Below are 24,881 nucleotides of genomic sequence, written 5' to 3'. Positions count from 1 at the left end.
AGTTATTTTAAATGTTGAGGATTATATTGATCATGTAGCTGACCATGATTGGGCATCCCGTACCAGTCTAGTAGCTGCAAAAACGGCAAATCGGCTAAGCTATCACCAAAGCCAAAGCTTGGCCTGCTGCTCTCTAAGTGCTGCTCTAGCAAGAACTCTACCGCATGACGCTTGTGCACAGCATGCGGCAAAATGGCTAAGTTATTTGCATTGACATGCACATAGAAGTCTTGATCAAAGTTTCGTATCAATTTAGGCAACTGCTCAGCGAGCTGTATCAGAGCTTGATGATTTTTTTGCGCGTGTTTGATAGCAAGATAGATGGTCAGTTCTTTATTTTCAGTGCCGTTATTAAAATGATCTTTATGCGCGGTAAACTTTAAATGGCTGTTGTCGCTGCTGCTGTGCTGCGTAAATAACTGGCTTAGCTGCCCCAGCTTCTCCTGCAATGGCGCAAGCTTGCTATACATGCGCTGCTGCCACTGCGTCTCAAGCTTGCCTTCTTGAGTTAAAACAATCGCCCCATGAGTCAATACCTGCCAACTATCAAAGGGCAGTCTCACCCGTTTGATCTCTTTGCGATCGCGGGCAGTGACCACTATCAACTCAGTACTCGCTAATAACCAATTAACAAAGCTTGCTTGTCGCTGACTCATAAAGCTCAGCGGCTCGCCCTGTTTATTGACACTCGCACACACTAAGTTTTCAGCTTTGGACGTTGGCAAATTCCACGCATCTATTTTGCGCTGCGTCTGAAATAGCGTATCGTCTAAATCCATGAGCGCGTAGGGCTTTATTATATCAGGACTCGCTTGAAAGAAAGAGATAGTCATAGATCTGCCCCTACAACCAATACATTATCTAAACCTTGCCACATACTATCCACGCTATCGCTAGCGGTCTCCACACACAGCACAATCAAGCCCCAGTCTTTTGGCTCAACATTATAGACAAAGTTTGTCATACCAAGGCCATAGTTATCATGGAAGCTGAGCATCGTGTGAATAGCGCCACCTAACGCAATGGGCGAGCGCGTTAATGCGCTGAATTTAACCGTTGAATTTTGGCTGACCTCTTTGGTTTTAGCCTCCAGCCACTCGGCTAATAAAAACGGTAACCAGACAAACTCATTGCTGCCTAATACTAAAATCCGCTTGGGTAGCTTACCTTTATCAAAATTCCGCTTATCATCGAAGTATGCAAAAGCTTGCTGGAAACGCTCTAAGTAACCGTCAAAGCCATCCGTACTATCCAATGTTGGAAATCGTCCCCAATTGCCTGTATTACCCAACGGCTGCGAGCCTGCCTCGGTGGTATCGACTACAGGCATAGTGATAGGCTCAGGGTTCGGCGCGTCTGTCCACTGCCAAGCGCCTGATAATAAATGATGACGTTGAAAGTCGATATTAGGCATGCGAGTAGAGATGTGGTCATCGTCGTCAGTTACCTCTTGGTCAGTTGCCTCTTGATTGAGTGACCAATCCACCAAAGTCGTCAGATGCACTTGTTTTAACTGGCTTAGACCAGCGTGACGTAGTGCGGTCACTACATTGACGCAGGTATTACCAGTTGAGGCTTCATCATCGACCATGATTAAGGTTCTGCTGGCGAGGAGCTGCGATTGTATGTTTTTATCGCGACTTTGATAAATCAAATGCTGGCTGGCATGACTATGATCTTCGCTAAAGGTAGTGAATAACGCTTCGTCATTGTCTTCGTTATGCTGAGCGTGACGGGTAGAGTTTAGTAGTAAAGCATCTGGGTAGCGCGTTTGTAGCGCTTGATGCACGCCTGCCGATAGTCCTACCGCTGTTTCTGCCATACCAACGACCAAAATAGGCTCAGGCAGATTATCCGGTACTAAGTTTGCCAAATCGGTAAAAGCGCCGCGCATGATGCTAGGCGCGACAGGAATATGGCGACCTAAGACCTTGGAGACGAATAAGAATGCTCGTTTGGGATTGATCCGCTGCGCAAAGCCAAGCAAGTCTTTGAGCTGATATGTATTATCATTTTTGTTATGAGTCTGATAAGTGAGATCTAGTGCGCCGCGAGGCAGAGTAATGGTCGTACTTTGTGGTTTAGCTGACATTCATATTCCTTAACCTAACTATTTAAAGCGGTTTTTATAGTCGAGATTTTGTCCCATTTATCTAAGGGTTTGATTTCTTATTTAACGGCTTGTTGAAGTGCTTTTTGACTTATCACTACTGCTTACAAATCGTCGTAACTTTGTTTACTAAATTAAGCTTGCTTAGTGACGAGATTACGATTAAATTCCCCTAAAAAAGTAGCTGTTTTTAGCGTTCACTTTTACTCTAAACTCTAAACCAAAAGTATATTGGCTCAGCATTTCTTATCAACATATATCAATTACCAATAGAATGTCACAGTGTTGGTGTTTTTTACAATAGTAACGAAAGAGATGATAGTTCGGTGATGCTATAAGCCTAACGGTCTATCTTCCTTGCGCTATTCCTTTACTTATTGGGCCAATATTACCATTTTGGCTCCCCTATAGAGTAGATTCTATGGAACCCCCTCCAGAGCCCAATTCCGCTTCTCGCCGAAGCAAATATTTTCAAGTGATATTAATGGGGGTGAGCGCCTTTGTCGTCAATACGACTGAGTTCGTGCCTGTGGCGCTATTGAGTGATATTGCTCAAGATTTTTCGATTACGACTGCAGAGACAGGCTGGATGCTGACGCTCTATGCTTGGGTGGTTGCCGCTATGTCTCTGCCACTCATGCTGCTGACCACTCGCCTCGAGCGTAAACGTTTGCTGCTTGCTCTATTTGCTGTATTTATCGCCAGTCACGCGCTATCAGTGTTTGCTTGGAGCTTTAACGTACTGCTCATTAGCCGCGTGGGTATCGCACTCTCGCATGCAATATTTTGGGCGATTACGGCTGCGATAGCCCTGCGAGTCGCACCGCAAGGCAAAAAAGCCTTAGCACTGAGTATATTAGCGACTGGCACATCTTTAGCGCTTGTATTAGGAGTGCCTATAGGACGCATACTAGGTCAATGGTTTGGCTGGCGTACCACTTTTGCAGGTATCGGTATCATCGCTTTTATCGTCTTTATTTTGCAAGCTAAGCTACTGCCAGATCTGCCTAGTATGTTCGATGGCTCCTTTAGTAAGCTGCCTGAGCTGCTCAGAAACCCGCTGCTCATTTGTCTTTATTTATTCTGTTTTGTGGTGTTCACTGCTGACTACGCCGCTTACTCATACATCGAACCTTTTATGAGTAAGATCGGCACTATTAGTGAGAACCAAGTCACCTTTATATTACTCTTGTTCGGCGGTGCTGGCCTTATCGGTAGTTATATCTTTAGCCGCTGGAATGAGCGCTCAACCACAAGGCTTATGCTGATATCTACCGTATTGATACTGGCGGCGATGATGCTGATGTTGTGGGCGGTCAGCTCGATCTGGCTACTGAGTATCGTGACGGTGGTTTGGGGCACAGCGATGATTTTGTTGATGCTAACCATTCAGTCTAAAGTCATCGAGATTGATGTTAATGCGCAAGATATGGTCATGGCGATGTTCTCAGCGATTATCAATTTAGGCATCGGAATGGGCGCGCTACTTGGCGGCTACGCGGTGACTTATATCTCCTTATCGAGCGTGGGCTTTGTCGGTGCGGCGATAGCAGCCCTTGCTCTAATAGTGATGGTATATATGGTTAGGCGCTTTCCTGAGCTGAGTCATAATAGCTGAGATAGTTTATCTTTTTGCAAGCACGCTACTGTCCTTATACGTCTGTTTCAACCTTGACGCTCGTCACGATAGAACGTATCTGACAAGGAGTGATTTGCTCAATACTATCACTAAGTTTTGGCTTGTCGGTTAAGCCGAGCCAATAGCCAAAGCCGATTTGGGTTAGATCGATACCACTATGGGCGGTGTAGCCAATACCGCCAGAGGGGCGAGAGTTAATCTCTAACACACAGTGCTGCCCCTCGTCATTCTGTTTGGTTTGTACGCTGACGATACCATCACAGTTAAAGGCTTTTATGAGCGCAGTGACGACTTCCATCACAGCCTTGTCGTAGCCTATGTGCTGAATTTTGCCCTCTTTGTAGCGGGTGACTGCCGCCAGCACTTCGCCATATTCACAGACCACATCGATAGAATACTCGCGCCCTGATAGATAGGGCATAAGCAACATAGGAATAGGGCGCTTGTGTACCATTTGACTATTGGCGTAAGCGTTGACAAATTGCTCAGTGCTAATCTTTTTGCTGTCGGTGAAGTATAAATGCTCAAAGCTATCGTACTGACAATCGCTATCGAAACCTGCGTCTAGTCGCCAAAATCCTTGCGCGAATATGCCCGTCACAGGCTTTACGCATAGTCTTTGTTGGCTATGTTTAGCGAGCAGGGCTTCGAGCTCAGCGGTCGTATCAAAGCGCCAAGCGGTTGCCACAGGAATGTTGTGTGCAAGGCAGTGCTGCATAAAAGCAAACTTATCATCGATAGTCTCAAGTGCCGTAACGCTAGTGGCTCCGGTTAGTAGCCGGATACCAGCTTGGGTAAATAAGTCTCTATGCACCTCATAATCGCGACTATTGCGGCCAGTCAGCAGTACTTTGACATGGTTTTTCTTAGCCTGTTCTAGTACGAACTGCCAACGCTCAGCAGGGGCTGGGTTGATGCTTATCTCTTTACTGGTTGCTGCTTTATAAGGCTCACGAAAGATAGTATCAGCAAACTCAAATATCTCAGGACGGTCATGGCGATGTGAAGCGATTATGGTGAAAGGTGTTATAGATTGCGCCTTAAGCGCTTGCAGACTCTCAAGCATATCGCGCTGGCTCGATTGTCCTTCAGCAAGCCAAGCCGCTATTATTGGTTCACTGCCATTCACTTTATTAGCCATAACACTGTCCATGATTGTCAAAACTTTAAAAATACTTGTGGTCATTATATACAAATACGCTGACTGATAACTGCTTATAGTGCGCTCATTCTTAAAATAATTTTGCCCAAAGCTAAGCGATAAGTCGCTATAAAACTAGCCTCATATCCGTGCTAGTATATAATCATCTTCAAGTGAATCATCCACAAATGGCTTTCGCAGCTAGCTAAAAAGACGACAAATAGTAAAAGGACAATATAATGAGTCAAACCCAGCCGCAAGAATTAGTAGCGGGTGCTAATGCGCCGCTGCCTAATGACAATATTAGCATTCGTATTTTGAGTCATAACGCAATCGATTGCGCCGCTTATCGCCTAACTAGTAGCGGGAAAGTACGCGGTGACGGTGACATGATTTTTTATGGTCAGACGCGTAGCGATGATGGAAGCGTCAGCTTTCGCGGGCACGATAGCGATGGATTTTTTGATATTAACCTACCTGCACAAGCCAATGAGATTGAAAAAATTGCGCTGGCTTTTTCTAGCAATCAGACGCTCTCGCAATTAGGGGACGTCGATATTCAAGTGCTACAAGGCAGCCAAGTGCTAATAACTTGTCAGCTGAGTAGCGCAGGCCGTGATGAAAAAGCCATTATCTTAGCAGAGTGCTATCGTCGTCAAGGCAACTGGAAGTTTCGATTTATCGCGCAAGGGTTTAACGGTGGCCTGAAACCTTTATCTGAGCATTTCGGAGTAGAGATTGCTGATGAAGCACCTGAACAAAATCAGAGTCAATCACAAGCCATTAACACCCAAAAACCTAATCGCAGTACCCAAAGTAATGGTAATCAAAACACTGCTCAAAGCAATCCGCCGCCGATTCCAGCAAGCCCCTCAGTGAATCTAAGCAAGATTACTTTGACCAAAAATCAATCCAGTATTAACCTTACCAAGCGTGATGACTTCGGTAAGATAGCGGTCAATCTGAACTGGAATCAACGTCCGAATGCTGATAAAGCCGCGCCAAAAAAAGGCCTATTAGGAGATTTATTTAAGCAGCGCGGTTCAGGTGGTATCGATCTCGATATTGGCGCGATGGTGCATTTAAAAAACGGCGAGAAGACCCTAATACAAGCGCTAGGCAATCGCTTTGGTAACTTAAATGGCTCACCTTTTGTATTGCTGCGCGCTGACGATAGAACGGGGCAAGTCAGCGATGGCGAATGGCTTGATATCAACGGTCAGCAGTGGTCGCAAATCCAAGAGGTGTTTATCTTTGCTTTCATTTATGAGGGCGTGCCTAATTGGGCACAAACCGATGGCGTAGTGACGATACATGTGCCCGGGCAGCCGCCAATTGAAACGCGATTGACCGAAGGCGCGGGGAATGCGCCGATGTGCGCAATTGCACGGCTCGTCAATCAGCAGGGCAGTATCAATGTCGAGCGCATTAACCAATACTTCAATGGACACAAAGAGATGGATAAAGCCTTTAACTGGGGTTTTAGCTGGAAGCGGGGTAGTAAATAGTAGTGGGGCAGAGTGAATGTTTGGAGCTGATAAAGCAAACAGCCTAGCTATCTAGTATAGCTAGGCTGTTTTTTTGCAAAAATTCAAATTGACTTTTAGGCATGCGGAGCGATAGCAGGCATTAAGTCATGGAAGGTGCGGCCAGAAGCGGTCTCACCGATAGCATGCATTTTCCACTCATTATTATGGCGATAGACTTTTGCCATAATCATCGCGGTGTGTCCGCCTTGCGCTGAGAGGTTATAACGCGCTACCTCTGAGTTGTTACTAGCATTGACGATACGGCAAAAAGCATTTTCAACAGTCTCAAAAGTCTGACCGGTAAAGCTATTGACCGTAAATACTAAAGAGGTCACAGCAGCTGGAATTTTGGATAAATCAACATTGATGACTTCATCATCGCCGTCGCCGGCGCCAGTACGATTATCACCGGTGTGCAAGATACTGCCATCTTTGGATTGGAGTTGACCGAACCAAATAGCATCGACAGCTTGCTTGTTGCTATCGAACATAATGCACGAAGCATCTAAATCGATAGTGTCGCCCCCGCCGCTACCGCCGCCAAATAATTTACCTAACAAGCCAGTTTTTTGCGCTTGCGGTGCTTGCGCGACATCCCAGCCGAGGCCCAGCTTGACTTGGGTCAGCGTGCCGCCTGCTTCTTTACTTAAGGATATTTTCTGTCCCTTTTGTAGACTTACTGCCATATTGTATTCCTTTTAGTCGTTATAAGTGTGTTTATAAAAGATAATAGCGACTCATAATGTTATAAATAAAGCACTATAGTGAAATTGAGGGCTGCGTCTTGTCTTCAGCTTCGACTTATAGGATATTATCCAAAAAGCCGCCACCGCCGCCGCGACCACCTGCATTGCTACCTAACACGCTTTGAATCCAGCCTTGATAGCTGTCACGGTTACGTGAGCAAATAATGACTTTACCTGAGCCTGAGAAGTTCAGCACCATACCTTCGCCACTGGTGACAGAGTTGATGATATTACCCATAAAGCCTTTCTTCTTACTGGTCGAGACCGAGAGTTTATACTCTAAATTAGAATCCCAGCAGACCACATGACCATTATCAATGATGACATCTTTACCCGGCTCCACTTCAATCTCAAATAGCGAACCAAAGCCTGAGACCACGACTTGGCCTTGACCTTGAGTTTGCATTACCATAAAACCGCCAGTGTCGCCAAATACCGCACCGCCAAGGTTACGCTGAATATTGGCTCTGATATCGACGTCTTTTTGCGCAGCCACAAAAGCGCCGTCGCTTAAGGTATATTGCTGCGCGCCAACATCGAGTATCTGCATGTCGCCGTCGAGCGTAGGGGCGAGCAGACAATCGCCTTCACCGCCTGTGGCCTCAATCTGCTGCTGAAACAGCGATTCATCATTGGCAAAGCGGCGCATGAGCGACTGCATAATACCGCCTTGAAGCTTGCCTTTTAATTCAAGATTGGACTCCATCATGACCATAGCATTGGCTTCACAATAGATCGAATCGCCTTTTTGCAGGTTGCAGTGCAAAAAAGGCTCAATGGTACCTATTAAACTAAAAGTCGCGGCCATAACGAATAAATCCTTAAGCTAGTCGTTTAACTGATCATTTATTTTTGCTATCAATGATATAAAGAAGATGGACGGTTGATGAGTGAATAAAATTAAAGCCAACAAACACGGATAATCATCGCACTTGCTAGCTTTAATAGAGAATACTTGCTGCGTAAAGGTTTGAGAATCTAACCTTAGACGTTCACACCATAAGAAGACGCTAATGGACCTAAACCGCCGCTAAAGCCTTGACCGACAGCGCGGAATTTCCAGTCGCCACTGTGACGGTATAGCTCGCCAAAGATCATAGCCGTCTCAGTACTACCATCTTCTGATAGGTCGTAACGAGCGATTTCGCTATTACCATTGTCATTGACGATACGGATATAAGCTTCGCCTACTTGACCGAAGTTTTGATTACGGGCTTGGCCTTCATAGATAATGGCACAAACGGCGACTTTACTGACATCCGCTGGAATGTTGGCTAAGTTGATTTTGATTTGCTCATCATCACCGTCACCTTCGCCAGTGCGGTTATCGCCAGTGTGCTCAACGGCGCCATTGTCTGACTTTAGATTATTAAAGAAAATAAAGTCTTTATCATTACGCACTTTACCGCCTTCATTGACCAAAAACGCAATCGCGTCTAAGTCAAACTCTTGACCATCGGTGGCGCGAGGATCCCAGCCAAGACCAACAGTAATGTTAGTAAGGCCTGGTGCTTCTTTTGATAAGTTGACGTTACCGCCTTTTGTTAAGCTAATAGCCATAAAGTTGTCCTTTTCGTTATAAATAAATGATTTATTAATGAATTATAAGATGATGCATTATTTGCTAAGCCTAGATGCGATGCTGCTTAGCGTTACGTTTTACTATACTAAGCAGGTACTGACTACGCAAGTCGTATTTTGTGGTTATCTGTTTACAGAGCTGTCTTAAGATTATCTATGTTAAGCATGTTTAGCTTTTCATGAAGGGAGTTTATCTAAAGCCGCGACTAAAACTTTTTTTTACCCTAACGGCTTTAGCTATTATCGCTTTTGCTTTATAATATGCGCGCTCAGGTTCCCTCAACCCTGAATTAAAAAAAGGACTCTTCTATGAGCATCAATTCTATTTCAGCCATTCCTACGCAGTCCATTGATTATAGCCGTGCTTTATTTTGGCTTGTGGGTCTCCACATCTTTATCATCGCTATCAGTAATTATCTGGTACAAATCCCGGTTGGCTTCTTTGGTTTTATCACCACTTGGGGCTCGGTGACTTTTCCGTTTATCTTCTTAGTTACTGATTTGACTGTACGTATCTTTGGTCAGCAGTTGGCCAGGCGCATTATCTTTTTTGCGATGCTGCCAGCCCTAGCAATCTCGTACTATTTCTCTGTGGTATTTGCCAACGGTCAGTTTGTCGGGCATGAGCACTTGCTTGATTTTAATCTGTTTGTATTTCGCATTGTGTTAGCCAGCTTCACCGCGTATGTGGTCGGGCAGCTACTAGATATTCAGGTCTTTAGTAGACTACGCCAGCTTAAAACTTGGTGGATTGCGCCTTTGGCTTCCACACTAATTGGCAATCTAATCGATAGCTTTTGCTTTTTTGCTATTGCCTTTTACAAAAGCCCAGACCCCTTTATGGCGGCAAATTGGGTCGAGATCGGCACGGTAGATTATGTCTTTAAGATGGTGATGGGCGTGCTTATATTTTTACCACTATACGGTGTGATTTTAGCAAAGCTACAAAAGATGTTGTCCGGAAAAGAAAAGTAAGACTGAGCAAAGAAGAAAAGCCGGGCAAAAGGTATCAAAGAGCGGAACCATTAGATAATTCTCACGCATAAAAAGAGCTATAACGAATGATCGCTATAGCTCTTTTTTATTGTCTCAAGCGGCTAAGTTACAAGCTCTGCTTACCCCTTAGGGTTCGCTAGTGCCTCGGTTTTGCGGTACTTAAGCGAAGCTAACAGCGCCCAACCAATAAAGGCAATACCAATCAGACCCGTAATCAGCTCTGGCACATGGAATTTGACCGATAACAACATGATGACAGCAAGTGCACCAATCGCATAATGCGCGCCATGCTCAAGATAAATAAACTCATCGAGCGTGCCTTTATCGACTAAGAATATCGTCATCGAACGTACGAACATCGCACCGATAGCCAGACCCAGCATAATCACAATCACATCGTTGGTAATCGCAAATGCGCCAATAACGCCGTCAAAGCTGAAGGAAGCATCAAGCACTTCTAAGTATAAGAAGCCGATGATCCCGCCTTTCATAATAGCGCTAGTCGCTTGCCCGGTGCTATTACCCTCGCTATCGAGCTCTTCTTCAAGATCGCCCTCTAGCATGCCTGAGATAACTTGCACGCCTAAGTATACTAAGATACCCCAAACGCCTGCGATTAGCACCGCTGCCGCTTGCGCCTCTGCTGCAAAGGACACCGCAATCATCAGCACAATCAGCGCGATAAAGACGCTCATCGCATCGACTTTGGCAAGTTTGGCTAAGCGGCTCTCAAGCCAATTAAACCAATGTACGTCTTTATCATCAAAGACAAAGTTTAAGAAGACTAATAGTAAGAAGATACCACCAAACGCTGAAATCTCAGCATGATGTGCCATCAATCTTGCAGAGTACTCTTCAGGGTTGTTCAAAGCCAAATCGACGACCTGCATCATACCTAAGTCGGCAGTGACAGCGACGATGACGATAGGGAAGACCAAGCGCATACCGAAGACGGCGATCAAAATACCGACGGTTAAGAAAATCATTTTCCAAAAGTCGTCCCAGCCTTTTAGGACGGAGGCATTAACGACGGCGTTGTCAAAGGATAAGGAGATCTCCATAACCGCCAAAATAGCCGTAATCGATAGCGTGGCTATCATTCCGCCTAAACCACCGTTTGAATATCCCCACCAAGCCGCTACCGCCAAGGCAATAGCGGTGAAGATAAAATCTAAATAAAAATGTCTCATGACATATCCTGTCTTATTGCATTAAGCGAATGCTGGGTTAGTCTTGTTTAGTTGGAGTAATAGTCAGTATAAAAGCAGCTAATGATAGCTGCTTTTTTGGGAAAAACTGAGAGAAACATAAAGCATTTTGGACGGTTTGACTAGCAAAAGCTATGCTTTTTTGCCATCCACGCGCTTTCATTCTTAGATTTATTATGGTGGTGGTTCAGCAAAAATAAAGTCACCTCACACAAAATATCAGCAAAAATAGCGCACTGAACGGTACATATTTGGCATCTTAAAAGACACTTTTATGCTTGTTTATGCTTGCGCAACAGCGATTTAAAATAAGCCTTAGAATTAAATATCAACGCCGTACTGATGGCACATTGCTTGCAGACCACCAGAGTAGCCTTGGCCTACCGCACGGAATTTCCACTCGTTATTGTGGCGATAGACTTCACCGAACACCATAGCCGTCTCAACTGAATAGTCCTCTGCTAAATCGAAACGAACCACTTCGGTGCCAGACTCTTCATTGACGACGCGGATAAACGCGTTAGCAACTTGACCGAAGTTTTGACCACGGGCAGCAGCATCGTGAATAGTAACAGTGACGACGATTTTATCAACGTCCGCTGGCACTTGCGTGAGATTGACTTTGATGACTTCATCATCGCCATCTCCTTCGCCAGTACGGTTATCGCCGGTGTGCTCAACCGCGCCGTTGTCAGACTTGAGCTGATTATAAAAGATAAAGTCATGATCGCCGCGTACCTTGCCGGCGTTATTTAGCAAAAACACGCTAGCGTCTAGATCAAACTCAGCACCTGAGGTGGCGCGCTCATCCCAGCCCAAACCGATTAACAGTTTATTGAGGTTCGGGTCAGTTTTGGTTAGCGATAAGTTACCGCCTTTATTAAGTGATAAAGCCATGGAGATATCCTTTTAGTCATTGTTATAGTACATATAAATGGCAATAAATAGCTTAACAGCACGTAGTACGCTGAGGTATCGACTACTTATTGATGCTCTATCATAACAACAAAAAATGACCCAATCAAAGCTGATCAGGTCATCGTTATCACCGTTATTGTTGCTTTATTATTAACTTAAATTTAACGATGACGAATCTCAAAGCTCTGATGAATAGGTTTTTTGATATTATAATCAAAGCCTATCGTCTGATGGGTAATATCAGTCACCTCATAGCGCTCAGTGAGCTGCTCATCAAGCTCAAAACGAGTGAAGTTATTGGAGAAGTATAGAACCCCTCCAGTAGTTAGGCGGTTCATGGCGCGGTTAATAAGCGCCGCATGATCGCGCTGCACATCAAAGGTACCCTGGAACTTTTTGGAGTTCGAAAAAGTCGGCGGATCGATAAAGATAATATCGAACTGCTCGGTATTGTCTTTTATCCACTCAAAAATGTCAGCAGCGACAAACTGATACTTATGACGACTGATATCGAGACCATTTAGCACAAAGTTCTGCTTGCCCCAATCAAGATAATTCTGTGACAAATCAACGCTAGTGACTTTTTTGGCGCCAGCTAAGGCTGCATGCACACTCGCTGTACAAGTATAAGCAAATAGGTTCAGCACGGATTTATCTTTGCTGTTCGCCTTGATGCGCGCGCGCATATTGCGGTGATCGATAAATAATCCGGTATCTAGATAGTCGGTAAAGTTGACATAAAAGTAAGCGCCATCCTCTTTTGCGATATAAAACTTACCTTTTTTCTCACTATTGCTTTGCCTGCTATATTGCTCATTACCTGACTGACGGGCGCGAGTTTTGATAAATACTTGCTCGCGGTTAATGTCTAAAACTTCGCGAATACCCATTAGCGCTAAATTAAAGCGTTTTTTGGCGGTTTCAGGCGGAATGGTCTTTGGCGGTGCATACTCTTGTACGTGCACATAATCGCCATACAGATCTATAGCGACTTTGAAGTCTGGCAAATCAGCGTCATAAGCGCGAATATTACTCACGTTTTGCTTAGCGGCTTGTTTTCTAAGCTTACCTAAGTTTTTTTGCAGACGATTAATAAAGTCTTGACCTTCCTCAACCTTAATTTCACGTTTCTCAAAATCGCTCACCAGATTGCCCGTTTGCCCAGCGATGAGCTGACCGTAGCGGAAATATACCGTTATCGCGCCGTTATGGCAGCGCAGGGTCTTCGGCTCTTTGATCGGCAAGATATCGACTTGCTCGATATGAGCAGCAAGGATACCGAGCATCGGATCGATACCACTACCGGCGAAGCTATCTTGCAAAATAAGCCCTAATGCCTGATAAAGCGGACGAATAAAGTCCTCGTCACCTAAGCGTTCACCATAAGGCGGGTTAGTGATAATTAGCGGATTGCTTAATCGGCCATCTTTGACCATCGGCCGCAAGGTGTGAGTTAATTTATCGAGCGCACGCGTCTCCAGATCGATCAGCGGTAGCAGGTCTTGTAATCCAGCCGCTATTAGGTTTTTCTCAGTTGCTAAGATAGCGCCGCTATCGGCATCAAAACCAAGTATCAACGGCAAAGTATCTGGCTGCTCAAGTGCAATAGCGAGCGCATTACGGTGACGATCTTGCGCCTCGTCAATCATCGTCTGCCATAGACTCTCATCGTGATGCTGCCACTGATAAAAACCAAACTGATTAGCGGCTTTATCGATACCAACGGCATAATCTAAATGCATCAAAAGCGCTTCAATAATAAAAGTACCAGAGCCGCACATTGGATCAATCAAGGCATTGTATAGAGGGGCGTTATTCTCTTTATTCTTTAGATGCCAGTCCGAGCTGTAGAGTAGGGCAGCTGCTAAGTTTTCTTTTAATGGCGCATCAGTCATTGCCACTCGGTAGCCGCGGCGATGCAAGCTGGTACCGGATAGATCTAAATACAGCTCAGCTTGCTTGTCATTGACGGTAGCAAAAATAGCGAAGTCTGGGTTTTTACTATCGACGTCAGGGCGGCTCTCATAAGCTTCGTTAAAGGTGTCGGCAATGGCGTCTTTGATACGTAGCATCGCAAACTGTTGACTGACCGCCACGCGCTTATCAACTGACAGACGTATAGCAAAGGTCTGCTCTAGGTCGAACTGCTGCGTCCAGTCTATGGACTTAGCTAGCCCATAGAGCTGTTCGGCGACATCATAGTCGCTGTTGATATTTTTACGCTTAATCAGCATCAGTACCCGCGATGCTACGCGCGACCAAAGACAAATCGTATACAGATCACGCAAGCTTGCGCTAACACTCAAGCGCCCAGTGCTTTTGATATCGCTTACAATACCGAAGCTTGACAGCTCAGTTTGTAGCGGCAGCTCAAGCCCATCGGCACAGGTGATAATAAGATCGAGCATCAGCGAGGATGAAGGCTGTGCAGAAAAGGTTGGTTCGGTCATACGGATACCTGTAGCTAAAGGGCGAATCAAAGGAAAAAAAAGAGCGTAAAGCAAAAACGGTGATGTCATTTGACCGATAATTTTAACATATTTAGCACTGATATGGTCCAATGACCAAAGCGCTCAGTGCTCTATAATTATCAGTACGCCTTAATCGTTATTCTTAGTCAGAGTTATCTCATCGGAGACCAGTTGCGTGGTGGTTTCAAATGGCTTAGTCGCGATAGGATAATCGACATCCTTTGGCATCAAGAGGCGCATGTGCGGGTAGGGAGTTGAGATATTGGCAGCGTCAAAAGCCACTTTGATTTTTTCTTGCAGGTCCTCTTTTATTTTGGGCATCCGGGCGACAGAGGCCGGCTTAACCCAAAAGCGAATAATAAAGAACACCCCATATTCGCCGATTTCTGCCACAGTAGCTGAGGGCTCAGGACGATTTAGTACCGCATCGGTATCCTTTAGCACTTGCAATATCTCTTCTCGCGCTTTTTCGATATCATCTTCAAAAGCGATACGCATCCGAATATCAAAGCGGATAAAGTTTTTTGAGGTGATATTAGTGACCTCAGAGGAGGCGACGTTTGAGTTGGGAATGATGACGGTGATGTTGTCGCGAGTCAGTACATGAGTGGTACGTAGGGCGATAACCACCACGCGGCCCTCGTTACCATTGATATTGACCCAATCGCCGACCTGAAAGGACTGCTCCAGCAAAATAGTAATACCGGCGATAAAATTAGCAAGCGTGGACTGCGCCGCAAAACCAACAGCAAGACCTGCAATACCTAAACCGGCAACCAAAGAGACAATGTCAAAACCGAACTGCGCCATGACGCTGGCAAGCCCGAGCACCAAAAGTAGTACTGATAGTACGTTTTTGAGTAACTGCTCGATGGAGGCGTTGAGACCATAATGCTGTAGCACTTTATGGATAATCTGTCCGGACGACGTCCATAAGATATAATAAATACCTGCCCAAATACAGGCTTTGGCAGTAGCTTTTACTGTCTCAGGCTCAAAGTTGACTTGACTCATAACGGCGATAAGGCTCGCCACTATCCAGATATAACGCAGCACTGAACGAGCGATTTTGACCCGGCGCTCATTCATGTGCAAGCGCTCACTGTTCCTTTTTATCAGATAAATCGCTAACCAATAAAAGAACCCTATTATAGCCAACAGTATCAGTATCTTAATAGCAGTACTAGCCAGCTCTATAGCATAAGCAGACCAATCTAGATTATCTTCTTCTAATGAGCCACCCAATGCCAAATAAAGACTGGCATGCAAATCACGAATGATTTCCTCAAAAAAATCAGTAATGCTAGCGATGGCCATCTTATTGTCCGTATGAGTGTGTTAATAAAGGCTAGTCTAGGGTCAAACACGCTGCTCTAAAAAACGGCTTAAACCAAGCCACTACCCTAAAAGTGTATCTTAACAGCGCCCTAAAAACCATCTTCTTGCGTGTCGAGTGATTGATAAGGGATAGCCATCTTGTGTTGAACATCTCGCAGCGCCGTACGTAATCCCTCAAGGATAGTAGGATGATAAAAAGGCGTATCAAGCAGCTGTTTTACACAGATCTCATTAGTTATGGCATTGGCTAAAATATGACCGATATATTCAGCGTCTGGGCCAACCATGCTTGCGCCTAATACTTTATCAGTCTCCTTACAACCATAAATGTGCAGCAGGCCGCAGTTGACGCCCATAATACGACTACGGCCTTGATTATCGAAGCTGACTTTACCAATCACGTATTCTAAATCTGGATCGTCTTCAATCTCTTGTTGGGTCATACCGACATTGACGATTTGCGGAGAAGTAAAGACGATGGAAAAAGGAATCGCTACCGGACGAATATAAGCATCGGTATTTTGACTACAGACGATACTACCAGCGCTATAGCCTTCATCACTAGCGACATGTAAGAGTGGAATGTTGGCATTGGCATCGCCAACGATATAGACGTCTAAATCCCCTATCTGACCGGTGTGCTTATCTAAATTTTTGGGTCGGTTTTTATCGTCAAGCTCAACGCCTAAGTTCTCCACACCTAGCTGCTCGATATTATTGCGTCGTCCAGTAGCCACTAACACTCGCTCACCCTGCCAGCGACCTTCATTGCCATCTTTATCCGTATATTCAATAAAAGCCGCTGTCTTACCATCGGTGCTGATCTCGTGACCTATATCATTGATAGTGCTTTTGAGATGCATGGTCAAATCTTCGCTCAAGCAGTCAATAGCTTTGGCATTAATGTCAGCGTCATTTAGACCAGCGACGCGGCTTTCACGGTTGAACGCCGTCACAGCGACTCCCAAACGCGAAAAAGCTTGCGCCAGCTCCAAGCCCACAGCGCCCGTACCAATTACCGCCATAGAGTCAGGCAAATCAGACAACTCAAACACACTGTCAGAAGTCAGTAATGTCTCACCTAGCTTATCAGACCAGCCGTCAGGGACAAACGGCTTACTGCCAGTTGCAACGATGATCTTGTCCGCCTTAATACGCTCATCATTGACTTCAATCAGACCTTCTTTATTAATGTAAGCGCGCCCGTCTATTTTTTTATCATCCGGCCAGCTTTCGACTTGCTTTTCAATATAGCTCTTAAAATGACTGCGTTCTGCTTGCACCCGCGCCATGACTTGCCTGCCATTGATGGTCACCTCACTATGGATACCAAACTCTTCTGAGTATTTAGCATCGTGAGCACGATCAGCGGCGGCAATGAGCAGCTTGCTTGGCATACAGCCGACCGTGACACAAGTCGTGGTCCAAAACCCCTCATTAATAATCACGATATCTTTCTTAATTTTACTCGCTTGGCGAAAGGCGTTTTGCCCTGCAGTACCTGCGCCAATAACAGCGACTGAAACACTGCGCGTGACGCTATCGGAGCTTTGTTTAGACGGTTTATCAGTGAGGTTCTCAGACGATTGGTTCATAATTCTTCCTATTATCAATAATTATAATTTAACAAATTTTCTCACGGCTAGTATCAATACTGACTCTGTTCTTTCAGCTGCCTTTAGAAATGCCTATAGCTGTCACTTGATGACTGATACTCTATGTTCATCCGCTAGGGTAAGATAATCTGTACCAAAGCGCAGCAGGATAAGCGTAGCGAGCTGTTGCAAAAATGTTGAGTTACCAATATTTAGTTATTAACGATTAGTTACCGAAGGCAGGCTAGTGTACGCCTTCGACTAAAAGTTATTTTAAAGATTTATTATTGAGGGGCTAACAGAGACAAGACACGCTCGGCATAGCCTTTGGCACGCAGGTTGCGCTGAGCATGAGTGAGCGTGCCTTCGCTATTAAATATAAAAGCGGAGCGCACCAGACCGATGGTTTTTTTGCCATACATGTTTTTTTCTTTGATAACCTCAAAGTATTGGCAGAGCTTCTCATCGCTATCACTAATTAGCGGGATTTGTAAGTCGTATTTTTCAATAAATTTTTTGTGCGATTCGGCGCTGTCACGAGAGACGCCAATGATATCGTAGCCCAAATCATCGAAATCGTGCAGATGGGCGGTGAAGTCAGTGGCTTGAGTGGTACAGCCAGGCGTATTGTCTTTAGGGTAGAAATAGAGGATTAGGCCTTTTTGTCTGTTCGCTACTAGCTGTTGTAAGCTGATATCCTCTTCAATGAAGTTTCCGTCTAGTAGGCGCACGAGCGTCACTGGAAAATCAGGTAAGGCGATGTTTTCGGTCGTTGGCTTAGCCATAATAAGTTCCTTTTCAGTTGAGATTGGCAAACATTAATGGTAATCATCAAGGCTCAGTTTTGCACTTTGTGCGTTCGTTGGCAACTCATCCACAAAAAAAGACTGACAACCGCCAGTATTTTTAATATCAACATATTCATACTTCAATAAATAATAGACAATAAAAAATATTAGAATAACACCCTAAAGCCTTGATATATATTAGCCTTAGCTATATGATAGCTTACAACGTACAACATTAACCTACAATGTAAAGCGTTTTAAGTGGCTACCAAAGTGGCTACCAAATGTTAAAAAATGGCTACCAGATTGGCTACCAAAAAATGGGGTATAGGCGACATGACAAAGAAAGCGATCAAATTAGACTCGCAAATTCAAAAAGCCGTTAGGGAAACTATTCAAGCTAGCAAAACGACCAGTTACCCCATAGCTGGCTATAAGGGCTTAGAGTTACGCATAAGACCACACAAAAACGGCTTAGATGCTGCAATAGATTTTAGACACCGTTACACCCACCCCATGACAGGTAAACGCCCTTACATGACATTAGGACAATACCCAGCTTTAGCGCTTGCTGATGCTAGGGATATGTACAGGGATAACATGGCATTGCTAGCCAAAGATATAGACCCTTTAGAGCATAAAGAGGCCGAAAAGCAAAAGGAGCTACTAGATAGATTAAACACGCTCGATCACTTCATTAGTGAGTGGCAAGAGCTGCAAGCCAGTAAAAACTTAACTGCAAAAACGCTATATAACAATCAAGTGCTACTAAAACCTATTCAAAAGCATTTAGGGGCTATGCGAGTGACAGACATAACCCCAAGCATGGTTATAAAATTTATTACTGACATTCAAAAGAAAACCCCATCTAAGGGCTTACAGGTCAAATTCTTATTAAAGAGTATTTTACAGCTGGCTAAAAGGCATAGGGTTATAGAATACAATCCAGCCAGCGACCTACAAGGCACACTCATAACGCATAAAAAAACACACTACCCATCATTAACAGACCCCATAAACTTTGCCAAACTGTTAAACGATATTGAGCAGCTAGACGATGCAAGCCAGCTATATAACAAACGTATATTACAGCTATTAGCTTTAACTTTTACTAGGGTTGGCGATGTTTGCGCTATGCAGTGGGCTGATATTAATTGGCTCAGGAAGCAATGGGAACTTAAACCACAAAAGGCAGGTAATAGGGGCGATATGGTGGCAAGCATTGTTATACCACTAGCACCGCAAGCCCTAGCTATATTAGAGCAAATGCGAAGCCTGACAGGCGATAGCGAGTATGTATTTCTTAACCCTAGACGCAAAAAAGCGCCTTATCAGCATACGCAAGCGATCAACAAAGTGTTAAACAGTGATTTAATGAACAACGGGCAAGGCTATAAAGGTATTCATAGCCCACATGGTTTTAGAAGTAGCGCAAAAACCATGCTAATGGAAAGGCTAGGCTATGACGAACTGATAACCGAACTGGCACTAGGTCACCGCATGCTTAACGCCTATGGCACGGCATACAATCGCATGACAGGCTTAGAGCAAAGAGCCGAAATGATGACAGCATGGGCGAACTACCTAGACGATATTAAAGCAGGTAAGTTTGACAATGTTATTCATGCTGATTTTAAGAAAGCAGCCAAACAGAACCACGGCTAAAACCTAACCAACAAAACCCACCAATGGAGAAGTAACAATGATGACACTAGACACCAAACCAACACGCCAGCAATTAGATGACCGCGCATTTTGGGATAGTTTACCGCCAGATGGTGCAGAATATGACGGCTTGAAATACGCACCTATTTACTCAGTATTAATTAATGGGGAGCTTGTCAAATATAAAACTGACCACGGGAAAAAGCTTAATAATTCATTTTTCTATGATGTTGCTATAAAAGAAGTAGAGCGACTATCAAATGATCGTGAAAATGTTGATCTAAAGATAACAGGCTATTGGCAACAGTTATGACCATATTTAGCGACTAAACACCGCTACAATGACCATGCAAGGCTAGGACTAATTACCCGAACGGCTGCAATTTACACACCTTAAAGCAGCCAGCGCCTTGCACCTTCTTCTATACAAAGGTGTGTAAAGGTGTGATTTATGGTTAAGTCTAGAAAGGATTTTTCAGATGCTGATCTTGAAAAAATTCTTAAACAAATTGAACAGACGGAGTTTGAAAGACTACAGCACAGAACGACTATACCCACAGTATTTTTAAAAGAATTACTAGATAGCCCACCTAACTTCTTACTAAGTCGTAATTTTTTTGACGTAGGTTATAAGGATAGAAAGAAAATAACAATCATTCATGAGCTGATAGAAAAAATAGAGAATATTGCTATTGAAGACTGCAAAGAACTTTTAGAAGAACAGAGTTATCGTGTAGATTTTTATCAAGAAGAACCTATTATGTATCGAGGTTTATCTGTTCATATTATGCTCAGTAACGAAAATATTTACTTAGAGTCAAAGGAGCTTAAATGCTTAAACTTTCATAAACTATGTGACTGTATCAATTTAAAAGCTTTTGCTAGACTTTATTTTGAGAACCAACAATATGAAGCCAGTTTTTACTGTATCAACTTAGCCGGCTATGTTTTTGGTGCAGGAACGAATGAGGTTAGAGGCGACAATGATTTTCAAAAAAAACTATCAAAGTCTAACAAGTCAAAGGCAAATAAAAGATGGTCAAAGCACAATCAAACTAGACCTGAAAAAAAGAAACGATATCTACAGATCATGGACGAACAGAACTTCACTACTTTTGCAGAAACAGCCGAATATATAAAGCAGAATATTGAAACAGATAAAAAGCCGTCTTATGACACTATCAAACGATGGCTAAGTCAAGCCAGCAAAGGCGATTTTTCATAACCTATCATACTGTGGTATGCAGGCATACAACACGCTATGCAGGCATACCATGCGCTATACACGCATAAATATTCCTTACAACGCCTACCTACAATAGCATGTCCTTAACGACTTCAATCCATAACCGTTAAGGAGTTAAGGCAATGCCTAACACTACCCACGCACACCCCACCAGCAAGTTAAGCCTAGCTGACCTATTGGCGAACCCAAAAGAGCTTTATCAGGTTAAGCAAATAGCCGAAGTATTCCATAAGCACCCCGAAACGATTAGACGATGGATTAAAACGGACAAGATCACAAAGCCGTTATCTATCAATGGCGTTTACTACTTTAAAGGTAGCGATATTGTGGAATATTTAAACGCTACTAATGAGGGGGCTTAGTCATGGATAAGCCAAAACGCAGCCAAAACCAAATAATCAAAGACCATCTTTTAACTGGTCAATCAATCACACGCTGGCAAGCTATCGAACTTTATAGAATAGCCACGCTACCCACTCGCATTAATCAGCTAGAAAATACAGGCTTAACCATACAGCGCAAGCGAGTAGATAAAGACGGCAAGCATTGGCACGTTTATTGGGTTGATACCGATCATCTGGCTAATGAGGTGCAATTATGAGTAATGACGAACTGGTCAACGAAGTAATGAGCAGGCTCAAAGAACAGGGCTTTTTGATGATAAACGAAGATTTTATAGATCAGCTCATTATTACCTTACACGCTAATGTAACCATTATTAATACTATGACAGAGCTTGCAGAGCTAGAAACCAAGATACTAGGCAGCTTACTACCTACAGGCAGTCGACAAGTGGAGTCACTAAAAAATCTATCTGTAAAAATAGCAGAAATAGCCTTTAACGTGGAGGACTTAAGACATGAGCAAAGATAACAAGATCAGTCTATTAACAAACTTCGTTAAGTTTATGGCATGGGTAATAGTGATTGGTTTATTACTATCACCGCTCGCATGTACCGTGCAGATAAGCGATGACACTAATGAGCATCAAGGGGGCGATTATGAATAACACAGACAAAACAAAGCCCCAAGCTGATGACAAGGGGCTAAGCAATTTACTAGGCAGTACAAAGCAAACTACAGTTGAAATTATAGCAGATGATGAAACGATAGCTAGCCTAATCGCACAAGGTCAAGGCGATAAGCTAAGACAGTTTGTTGAACCCTTTTATATATCTGGTGATAGAGTCGATACCGCCGGCAAGGTAGCATTGATATTAAGCGACAATATGCACCAGCCAAACAATATAGGGCTTTATACGCTCAATAGTGATACACCTATTGAAGTGACCGACCCAAACCAGCCTAGCGCGTTTATTATCGGTAATCTAAGCCCAGATAGCGACTGGTACGCGGTAAAGAGCCTAGCTGATGGTACAGCCTTAAAGAGAGAATTTGATAGCCAAGGGCTAAACGTGACTATCTTAGTCAGTGCTAACCCTTTTCATTTTAATAATATGGTCAAGCATTTTGCTGAGGTTAAGCAAGTGATCGTTACTGCTACCATTGATAAAAAAGACGAGATCACAAAGCCACTGCTAGGGGTAAACGTCAAAGCCATACTAACTATTTTTGACTTGCTGCTATCGTTTGATAATGAACAGACGCTAGATGACGTTTTAAGCGACCCTGAAACAATAGTCAAAGACTTGTTAGCTGATGCATGGGGAGAGCCTGAGACACTGGCAACCGATACCAGCAAACCTACCCCATACCCTATAGACGCATGGGACGGACTATTAAAGAAAGTGATTATCGCAGTATCATACTATGCACAAGTACCGCTTGCTATGGCTGGTCAATGCGTTTTAGGAGCATTGGCGCATATAGGCCAACAGTTTGTTAATGCACCGCATGGAGACAGACACAACCCAGCCAGTCTTATATTAGTAACAGAGGGCGAAAGTGGTAGCGGTAAAACTGAAACTATGAACTTAACCCATTTAAAAATAGATGAACACGAAAAAAGACAATATCAGTTATATTTAACGGACTTAGAGACATGGGAGAAAGACAAGGCAAGTTTGACAGGTAAAGAAAGACAAGCATTTTTAGACAATACCCCAAAGCCTTATAACCCTGAAACCGTCTTTAAAGATGCCACTATAGAGACAATACTAGATAAATACGTCAATTTAGAGATCATTAACGCATCATGGGCAACCGATGACGCAGCCCAATTCTTTAATGGTCACTCGATGACAAGTAAGACCGCTGGCAATGCCTTAACCAGTTTTACTGATCTATATAGTGGTGGTGTGGTCAATCGGTCAAGGTCACAAAAAAATGCTTTTGCTAATCCACGAACCAAAGCTTTTAATGCACGATTGACACTTATGCTTATGGCTCAACGCATTATATTAGAGCCAGCATTATCCGATCCTTTATTGAATGGTCAAGGCTTTTTAGCACGTGCTTTAATTGCTTGTCCTGAGGACTTGCGAGGTTATCGAACATGGAACGACCCCAAGCGCAAAGACGATAAAGCCCATAATAATCCTGACCTAATTGCTTACTGGTCACGCTGTGAAAGCTTACTTAATCCGTCACCAGCTAATCTACCTATAGCCCCGAATGGTGAGCCTGAACGCATCAAAATACAATGGGCTGATAGCAGGGCAAAGCAAGTCTTTGATGACCATAAGCAAGCTATTGAGAATAGACAGCGTAAAGGGGGAGTTTTTGCAACATTGAAAGCTTACGCATCACGTATGGCAGAAAATGCTAGTCGTATAGCGTCATTGATAGCCTTCTTTGATGAACGTACTTCGATAACAGTAGATGACGTTACAAGGGCTTTTATGTTGGTTGAGTATTCAACAGCCGAACGCTTGCGCTATCTTGATGCAACGCCTACAGGTGAACAGAACGATAGCGAAAAGTTAAGTAGCTGGCTAGTGGATAAGGCTAAGGGCAAAAACCCGATGATCTTAAACCGTACTTATATCTATAATGGAGCGCCTAAACCCATGCGTAAAAATAATAAGATACTGCAAAGCGAACTCGATAACCTAGAAAGTATGGGGCATATTAAACAAGCTGATGAAGGTAAGAGAAAAGTAATCTATATCAATCCTAAACTGATAACAGCATAGGCACACGCTAAAACGTGCCTTTATGCCTAAATGCCTTCTATCCTATATGGTTAGAGGGCTTTATTTATTAATGGCTTTTGCCTTTACGTGCCTTTATGCCTAAATATTATCTTCAATGCTACCTATCTACGACAATTTAGGCAGTTTAGGACGGCTTAGGATAGGTTTATTAATAGGATAACCCTATATGATACAAAGCTTACAAGTGATTAAGGCAGTTTAGGCACACTTTATAAGTATCTTTTCAATACTAAGAATAATTTAGGTTAATAAAATTCACGATGATATAATAAAGATGAATTTACCTAATGATTTAGATAACATGCCAGCACTTGCCACTACTCACAGCCTGAGCGACTACTTAAAATTACCTATCTCACGCTATCGAGATCAGCTTAAACAAGGTAGCGCTAAATATATCGAAGTCAGCTACACCCATCGCAATAAACCTTATAACTATTCTATTCAGCTATCAAAATCAGCTTGTCACTATGGCGGTTATCGCTATTGGTGGCTATGCCCTAAATTCTCGCAGCGTGTCAGTGTTTTATATTGCGCTGGCGTGTATGTATGCCGTCATTGCATAGGCGCAAATTATGGCAGTCAGCTACAACAGCCGATAGATAGAGTGTTTAGCCGTATAGCAGCCATTAGAGCGCGTTTAGGTTGGCAGCAAGGCGTTATTCATGGCGTAGGAGCTAAACCGCGTTACATGCACTCAAAGACGTTTGATAGGTTAGTAAACGAGCATGACAAGCTTAGCGCTCAAGTTTGGCAGCAAACACTAGATAAACTAAATTGCACTCACTGAGGGA

At 43.7% G+C, this 24,881-nt stretch carries 24 protein-coding genes; 12 read left to right on the top strand and 12 right to left on the bottom strand.

Annotated features, from left to right (window positions below):
- Positions 1 to 2 precede the first annotated feature (2 nt).
- Both JMY03_RS03700 and JMY03_RS03695 read right to left on the bottom strand, forming a co-directional pair.
- Positions 3 to 833, bottom strand: a complete 831-nt coding sequence (locus JMY03_RS03700) for an HAD hydrolase family protein (protein WP_201601150.1) — start codon at positions 831 to 833, stop codon at positions 3 to 5.
- The gene (locus tag JMY03_RS03695; RefSeq protein ID WP_201601148.1) at positions 830 to 2,092 is read right to left on the bottom strand and encodes a phosphoribosyltransferase domain-containing protein; all 1,263 of its coding nucleotides are present in this window, start codon (positions 2,090 to 2,092) and stop codon (positions 830 to 832) included. Before JMY03_RS03695 ends, JMY03_RS03700 begins: the two co-directional genes overlap by 4 nt.
- Positions 2,093 to 2,531: 439 nt before the next feature.
- Here JMY03_RS03695 and JMY03_RS03690 point away from each other — a divergent pair, with 439 nt between their 5' ends.
- Positions 2,532 to 3,728 carry a sugar transporter gene (locus JMY03_RS03690; RefSeq protein WP_201601145.1) on the top strand — a complete coding sequence of 399 codons (1,197 nt, stop codon included), beginning with the start codon at positions 2,532 to 2,534 and terminating at the stop codon, positions 3,726 to 3,728.
- A 34-nt stretch (positions 3,729 to 3,762) separates the two neighbouring features.
- Here the strand turns inward: JMY03_RS03690 and JMY03_RS03685 are convergent, their stop codons facing one another.
- Entirely contained in the window at positions 3,763 to 4,890 is a 1,128-nt protein-coding gene (locus JMY03_RS03685; RefSeq protein WP_201601141.1) for an ATP-grasp domain-containing protein, read from the bottom strand.
- Positions 4,891 to 5,129: 239 nt separating this feature from the next.
- On the opposite strand from JMY03_RS03685, the gene JMY03_RS03680 reads away from it, so the two are divergent.
- Positions 5,130 to 6,398: a TerD family protein gene (locus JMY03_RS03680; protein WP_201601138.1), complete on the top strand. Its 1,269-nt coding sequence runs from the start codon at positions 5,130 to 5,132 to the stop codon at positions 6,396 to 6,398.
- Between the two features lie 95 nt (positions 6,399 to 6,493).
- Here JMY03_RS03680 and JMY03_RS03675 read toward each other — a convergent pair whose 3' ends face one another.
- From JMY03_RS03675 to JMY03_RS03665, 3 genes are all read right to left on the bottom strand, one after another.
- Complete coding sequence (locus JMY03_RS03675; RefSeq protein ID WP_201601134.1) at positions 6,494 to 7,105, bottom strand: TerD family protein; 612 nt, start codon at positions 7,103 to 7,105, stop codon at positions 6,494 to 6,496.
- Between the two features lie 115 nt (positions 7,106 to 7,220).
- On the bottom strand, positions 7,221 to 7,973 hold the full coding sequence (locus JMY03_RS03670; protein WP_025647414.1) for a TIGR00266 family protein: 753 nt from the start codon (positions 7,971 to 7,973) through the stop codon (positions 7,221 to 7,223).
- A gap of 176 nt (positions 7,974 to 8,149) precedes the next feature.
- Positions 8,150 to 8,725, bottom strand: coding sequence for a TerD family protein (locus tag JMY03_RS03665; RefSeq protein WP_025647412.1), 576 nt, complete (start codon positions 8,723 to 8,725; stop codon positions 8,150 to 8,152).
- Between the two features lie 330 nt (positions 8,726 to 9,055).
- Between JMY03_RS03665 and JMY03_RS03660 the strand changes: the two genes are divergently transcribed.
- Complete coding sequence (locus tag JMY03_RS03660; RefSeq protein ID WP_201557054.1) at positions 9,056 to 9,721, top strand: 7-cyano-7-deazaguanine/7-aminomethyl-7-deazaguanine transporter; 666 nt, start codon at positions 9,056 to 9,058, stop codon at positions 9,719 to 9,721.
- A 140-nt stretch (positions 9,722 to 9,861) separates the two neighbouring features.
- On the opposite strand, the gene JMY03_RS03655 is transcribed toward JMY03_RS03660, so the two are convergent.
- From JMY03_RS03655 to JMY03_RS03630, 6 genes are all read right to left on the bottom strand, one after another.
- Positions 9,862 to 10,932, bottom strand: coding sequence for a DUF475 domain-containing protein (locus tag JMY03_RS03655; protein WP_201557053.1), 1,071 nt, complete (start codon positions 10,930 to 10,932; stop codon positions 9,862 to 9,864).
- A 339-nt stretch (positions 10,933 to 11,271) separates the two neighbouring features.
- Positions 11,272 to 11,847: a TerD family protein gene (locus JMY03_RS03650; RefSeq protein WP_025647405.1), complete on the bottom strand. Its 576-nt coding sequence runs from the start codon at positions 11,845 to 11,847 to the stop codon at positions 11,272 to 11,274.
- A 182-nt stretch (positions 11,848 to 12,029) separates the two neighbouring features.
- The gene (gene rlmKL, locus JMY03_RS03645; protein ID WP_201601131.1) at positions 12,030 to 14,318 is read right to left on the bottom strand and encodes a bifunctional 23S rRNA (guanine(2069)-N(7))-methyltransferase RlmK/23S rRNA (guanine(2445)-N(2))-methyltransferase RlmL; all 2,289 of its coding nucleotides are present in this window, start codon (positions 14,316 to 14,318) and stop codon (positions 12,030 to 12,032) included.
- Positions 14,319 to 14,468: 150 nt separating this feature from the next.
- Entirely contained in the window at positions 14,469 to 15,656 is a 1,188-nt protein-coding gene (locus JMY03_RS03640) for a mechanosensitive ion channel family protein (RefSeq protein WP_201601128.1), read from the bottom strand.
- 110 nt (positions 15,657 to 15,766) lie between these two features.
- A complete protein-coding gene (locus tag JMY03_RS03635; protein ID WP_201601126.1) occupies positions 15,767 to 17,272 on the bottom strand; it encodes a dihydrolipoyl dehydrogenase in 1,506 nt (501 codons plus the stop codon).
- A 284-nt stretch (positions 17,273 to 17,556) separates the two neighbouring features.
- On the bottom strand, positions 17,557 to 18,057 hold the full coding sequence (locus JMY03_RS03630; protein ID WP_025647397.1) for a peroxiredoxin: 501 nt from the start codon (positions 18,055 to 18,057) through the stop codon (positions 17,557 to 17,559).
- 297 nt (positions 18,058 to 18,354) lie between these two features.
- Between JMY03_RS03630 and JMY03_RS03625 the strand changes: the two genes are divergently transcribed.
- The 9 genes from JMY03_RS03625 (at position 18,355) to JMY03_RS03585 (ending at position 24,877) form a co-directional block, all read left to right on the top strand.
- Positions 18,355 to 19,725, top strand: coding sequence for a tyrosine-type recombinase/integrase (locus JMY03_RS03625; protein ID WP_201601124.1), 1,371 nt, complete (start codon positions 18,355 to 18,357; stop codon positions 19,723 to 19,725).
- 37 nt (positions 19,726 to 19,762) lie between these two features.
- Positions 19,763 to 20,038: a hypothetical protein gene (locus JMY03_RS03620; RefSeq protein ID WP_201601122.1), complete on the top strand. Its 276-nt coding sequence runs from the start codon at positions 19,763 to 19,765 to the stop codon at positions 20,036 to 20,038.
- Between the two features lie 138 nt (positions 20,039 to 20,176).
- A complete protein-coding gene (locus JMY03_RS03615) occupies positions 20,177 to 20,950 on the top strand; it encodes a hypothetical protein (protein WP_201601120.1) in 774 nt (257 codons plus the stop codon).
- A 143-nt stretch (positions 20,951 to 21,093) separates the two neighbouring features.
- Positions 21,094 to 21,333 (top strand): helix-turn-helix domain-containing protein, encoded by a 240-nt coding sequence (locus tag JMY03_RS03610; RefSeq protein WP_201601118.1) that lies wholly within the window; start codon positions 21,094 to 21,096, stop codon positions 21,331 to 21,333.
- 2 nt (positions 21,334 to 21,335) lie between these two features.
- Positions 21,336 to 21,572: a helix-turn-helix domain-containing protein gene (locus tag JMY03_RS03605; RefSeq protein WP_201601116.1), complete on the top strand. Its 237-nt coding sequence runs from the start codon at positions 21,336 to 21,338 to the stop codon at positions 21,570 to 21,572.
- On the top strand, positions 21,569 to 21,844 hold the full coding sequence (locus tag JMY03_RS03600; RefSeq protein WP_201601113.1) for a hypothetical protein: 276 nt from the start codon (positions 21,569 to 21,571) through the stop codon (positions 21,842 to 21,844). The genes JMY03_RS03605 and JMY03_RS03600 overlap by 4 nt, the downstream gene beginning before the upstream one ends.
- Positions 21,831 to 21,980: a hypothetical protein gene (locus tag JMY03_RS03595; RefSeq protein WP_201601110.1), complete on the top strand. Its 150-nt coding sequence runs from the start codon at positions 21,831 to 21,833 to the stop codon at positions 21,978 to 21,980. Before JMY03_RS03600 ends, JMY03_RS03595 begins: the two co-directional genes overlap by 14 nt.
- Positions 21,973 to 24,066 carry a DUF3987 domain-containing protein gene (locus JMY03_RS03590; RefSeq protein ID WP_201601107.1) on the top strand — a complete coding sequence of 698 codons (2,094 nt, stop codon included), beginning with the start codon at positions 21,973 to 21,975 and terminating at the stop codon, positions 24,064 to 24,066. The genes JMY03_RS03595 and JMY03_RS03590 overlap by 8 nt, the downstream gene beginning before the upstream one ends.
- A 295-nt stretch (positions 24,067 to 24,361) precedes the next feature.
- Positions 24,362 to 24,877 carry a hypothetical protein gene (locus tag JMY03_RS03585; protein ID WP_201601105.1) on the top strand — a complete coding sequence of 172 codons (516 nt, stop codon included), beginning with the start codon at positions 24,362 to 24,364 and terminating at the stop codon, positions 24,875 to 24,877.
- Positions 24,878 to 24,881: the final 4 nt, after the last annotated feature.

It is taken from the genome of Psychrobacter submarinus, assembly GCF_904846685.1.
Classification (GTDB): Bacteria; Pseudomonadota; Gammaproteobacteria; order Pseudomonadales; family Moraxellaceae; genus Psychrobacter; species Psychrobacter submarinus.
This window is presented reverse-complemented; position numbering and strand designations above follow the sequence as displayed.

Coding starts and splice junctions, on each gene's coding strand:
- JMY03_RS03630 (WP_025647397.1), bottom strand. CDS start 18,057: ATGGCTAAGCCAACGACCGAAAACATCGCCTTACCTGATTTTCCAGTG.
- JMY03_RS03680 (WP_201601138.1), top strand. CDS start 5,130: ATGAGTCAAACCCAGCCGCAAGAATTAGTAGCGGGTGCTAATGCGCCG.
- JMY03_RS03660 (WP_201557054.1), top strand. CDS start 9,056: ATGAGCATCAATTCTATTTCAGCCATTCCTACGCAGTCCATTGATTAT.
- JMY03_RS03625 (WP_201601124.1), top strand. CDS start 18,355: ATGGCTACCAGATTGGCTACCAAAAAATGGGGTATAGGCGACATGACA.
- JMY03_RS03595 (WP_201601110.1), top strand. CDS start 21,831: ATGAGCAAAGATAACAAGATCAGTCTATTAACAAACTTCGTTAAGTTT.
- JMY03_RS03585 (WP_201601105.1), top strand. CDS start 24,362: ATGAATTTACCTAATGATTTAGATAACATGCCAGCACTTGCCACTACT.
- JMY03_RS03685 (WP_201601141.1), bottom strand. CDS start 4,890: ATGGCTAATAAAGTGAATGGCAGTGAACCAATAATAGCGGCTTGGCTT.
- JMY03_RS03635 (WP_201601126.1), bottom strand. CDS start 17,272: ATGAACCAATCGTCTGAGAACCTCACTGATAAACCGTCTAAACAAAGC.
- JMY03_RS03695 (WP_201601148.1), bottom strand. CDS start 2,092: ATGTCAGCTAAACCACAAAGTACGACCATTACTCTGCCTCGCGGCGCA.
- JMY03_RS03610 (WP_201601118.1), top strand. CDS start 21,094: ATGCCTAACACTACCCACGCACACCCCACCAGCAAGTTAAGCCTAGCT.
- JMY03_RS03590 (WP_201601107.1), top strand. CDS start 21,973: ATGAATAACACAGACAAAACAAAGCCCCAAGCTGATGACAAGGGGCTA.
- JMY03_RS03620 (WP_201601122.1), top strand. CDS start 19,763: ATGATGACACTAGACACCAAACCAACACGCCAGCAATTAGATGACCGC.
- JMY03_RS03690 (WP_201601145.1), top strand. CDS start 2,532: ATGGAACCCCCTCCAGAGCCCAATTCCGCTTCTCGCCGAAGCAAATAT.
- JMY03_RS03650 (WP_025647405.1), bottom strand. CDS start 11,847: ATGGCTTTATCACTTAATAAAGGCGGTAACTTATCGCTAACCAAAACT.
- JMY03_RS03615 (WP_201601120.1), top strand. CDS start 20,177: ATGGTTAAGTCTAGAAAGGATTTTTCAGATGCTGATCTTGAAAAAATT.
- JMY03_RS03600 (WP_201601113.1), top strand. CDS start 21,569: ATGAGTAATGACGAACTGGTCAACGAAGTAATGAGCAGGCTCAAAGAA.
- rlmKL (WP_201601131.1), bottom strand. CDS start 14,318: ATGACCGAACCAACCTTTTCTGCACAGCCTTCATCCTCGCTGATGCTC.
- JMY03_RS03700 (WP_201601150.1), bottom strand. CDS start 833: ATGACTATCTCTTTCTTTCAAGCGAGTCCTGATATAATAAAGCCCTAC.
- JMY03_RS03605 (WP_201601116.1), top strand. CDS start 21,336: ATGGATAAGCCAAAACGCAGCCAAAACCAAATAATCAAAGACCATCTT.
- JMY03_RS03670 (WP_025647414.1), bottom strand. CDS start 7,973: ATGGCCGCGACTTTTAGTTTAATAGGTACCATTGAGCCTTTTTTGCAC.
- JMY03_RS03640 (WP_201601128.1), bottom strand. CDS start 15,656: ATGGCCATCGCTAGCATTACTGATTTTTTTGAGGAAATCATTCGTGAT.
- JMY03_RS03665 (WP_025647412.1), bottom strand. CDS start 8,725: ATGGCTATTAGCTTAACAAAAGGCGGTAACGTCAACTTATCAAAAGAA.
- JMY03_RS03675 (WP_201601134.1), bottom strand. CDS start 7,105: ATGGCAGTAAGTCTACAAAAGGGACAGAAAATATCCTTAAGTAAAGAA.
- JMY03_RS03655 (WP_201557053.1), bottom strand. CDS start 10,932: ATGAGACATTTTTATTTAGATTTTATCTTCACCGCTATTGCCTTGGCG.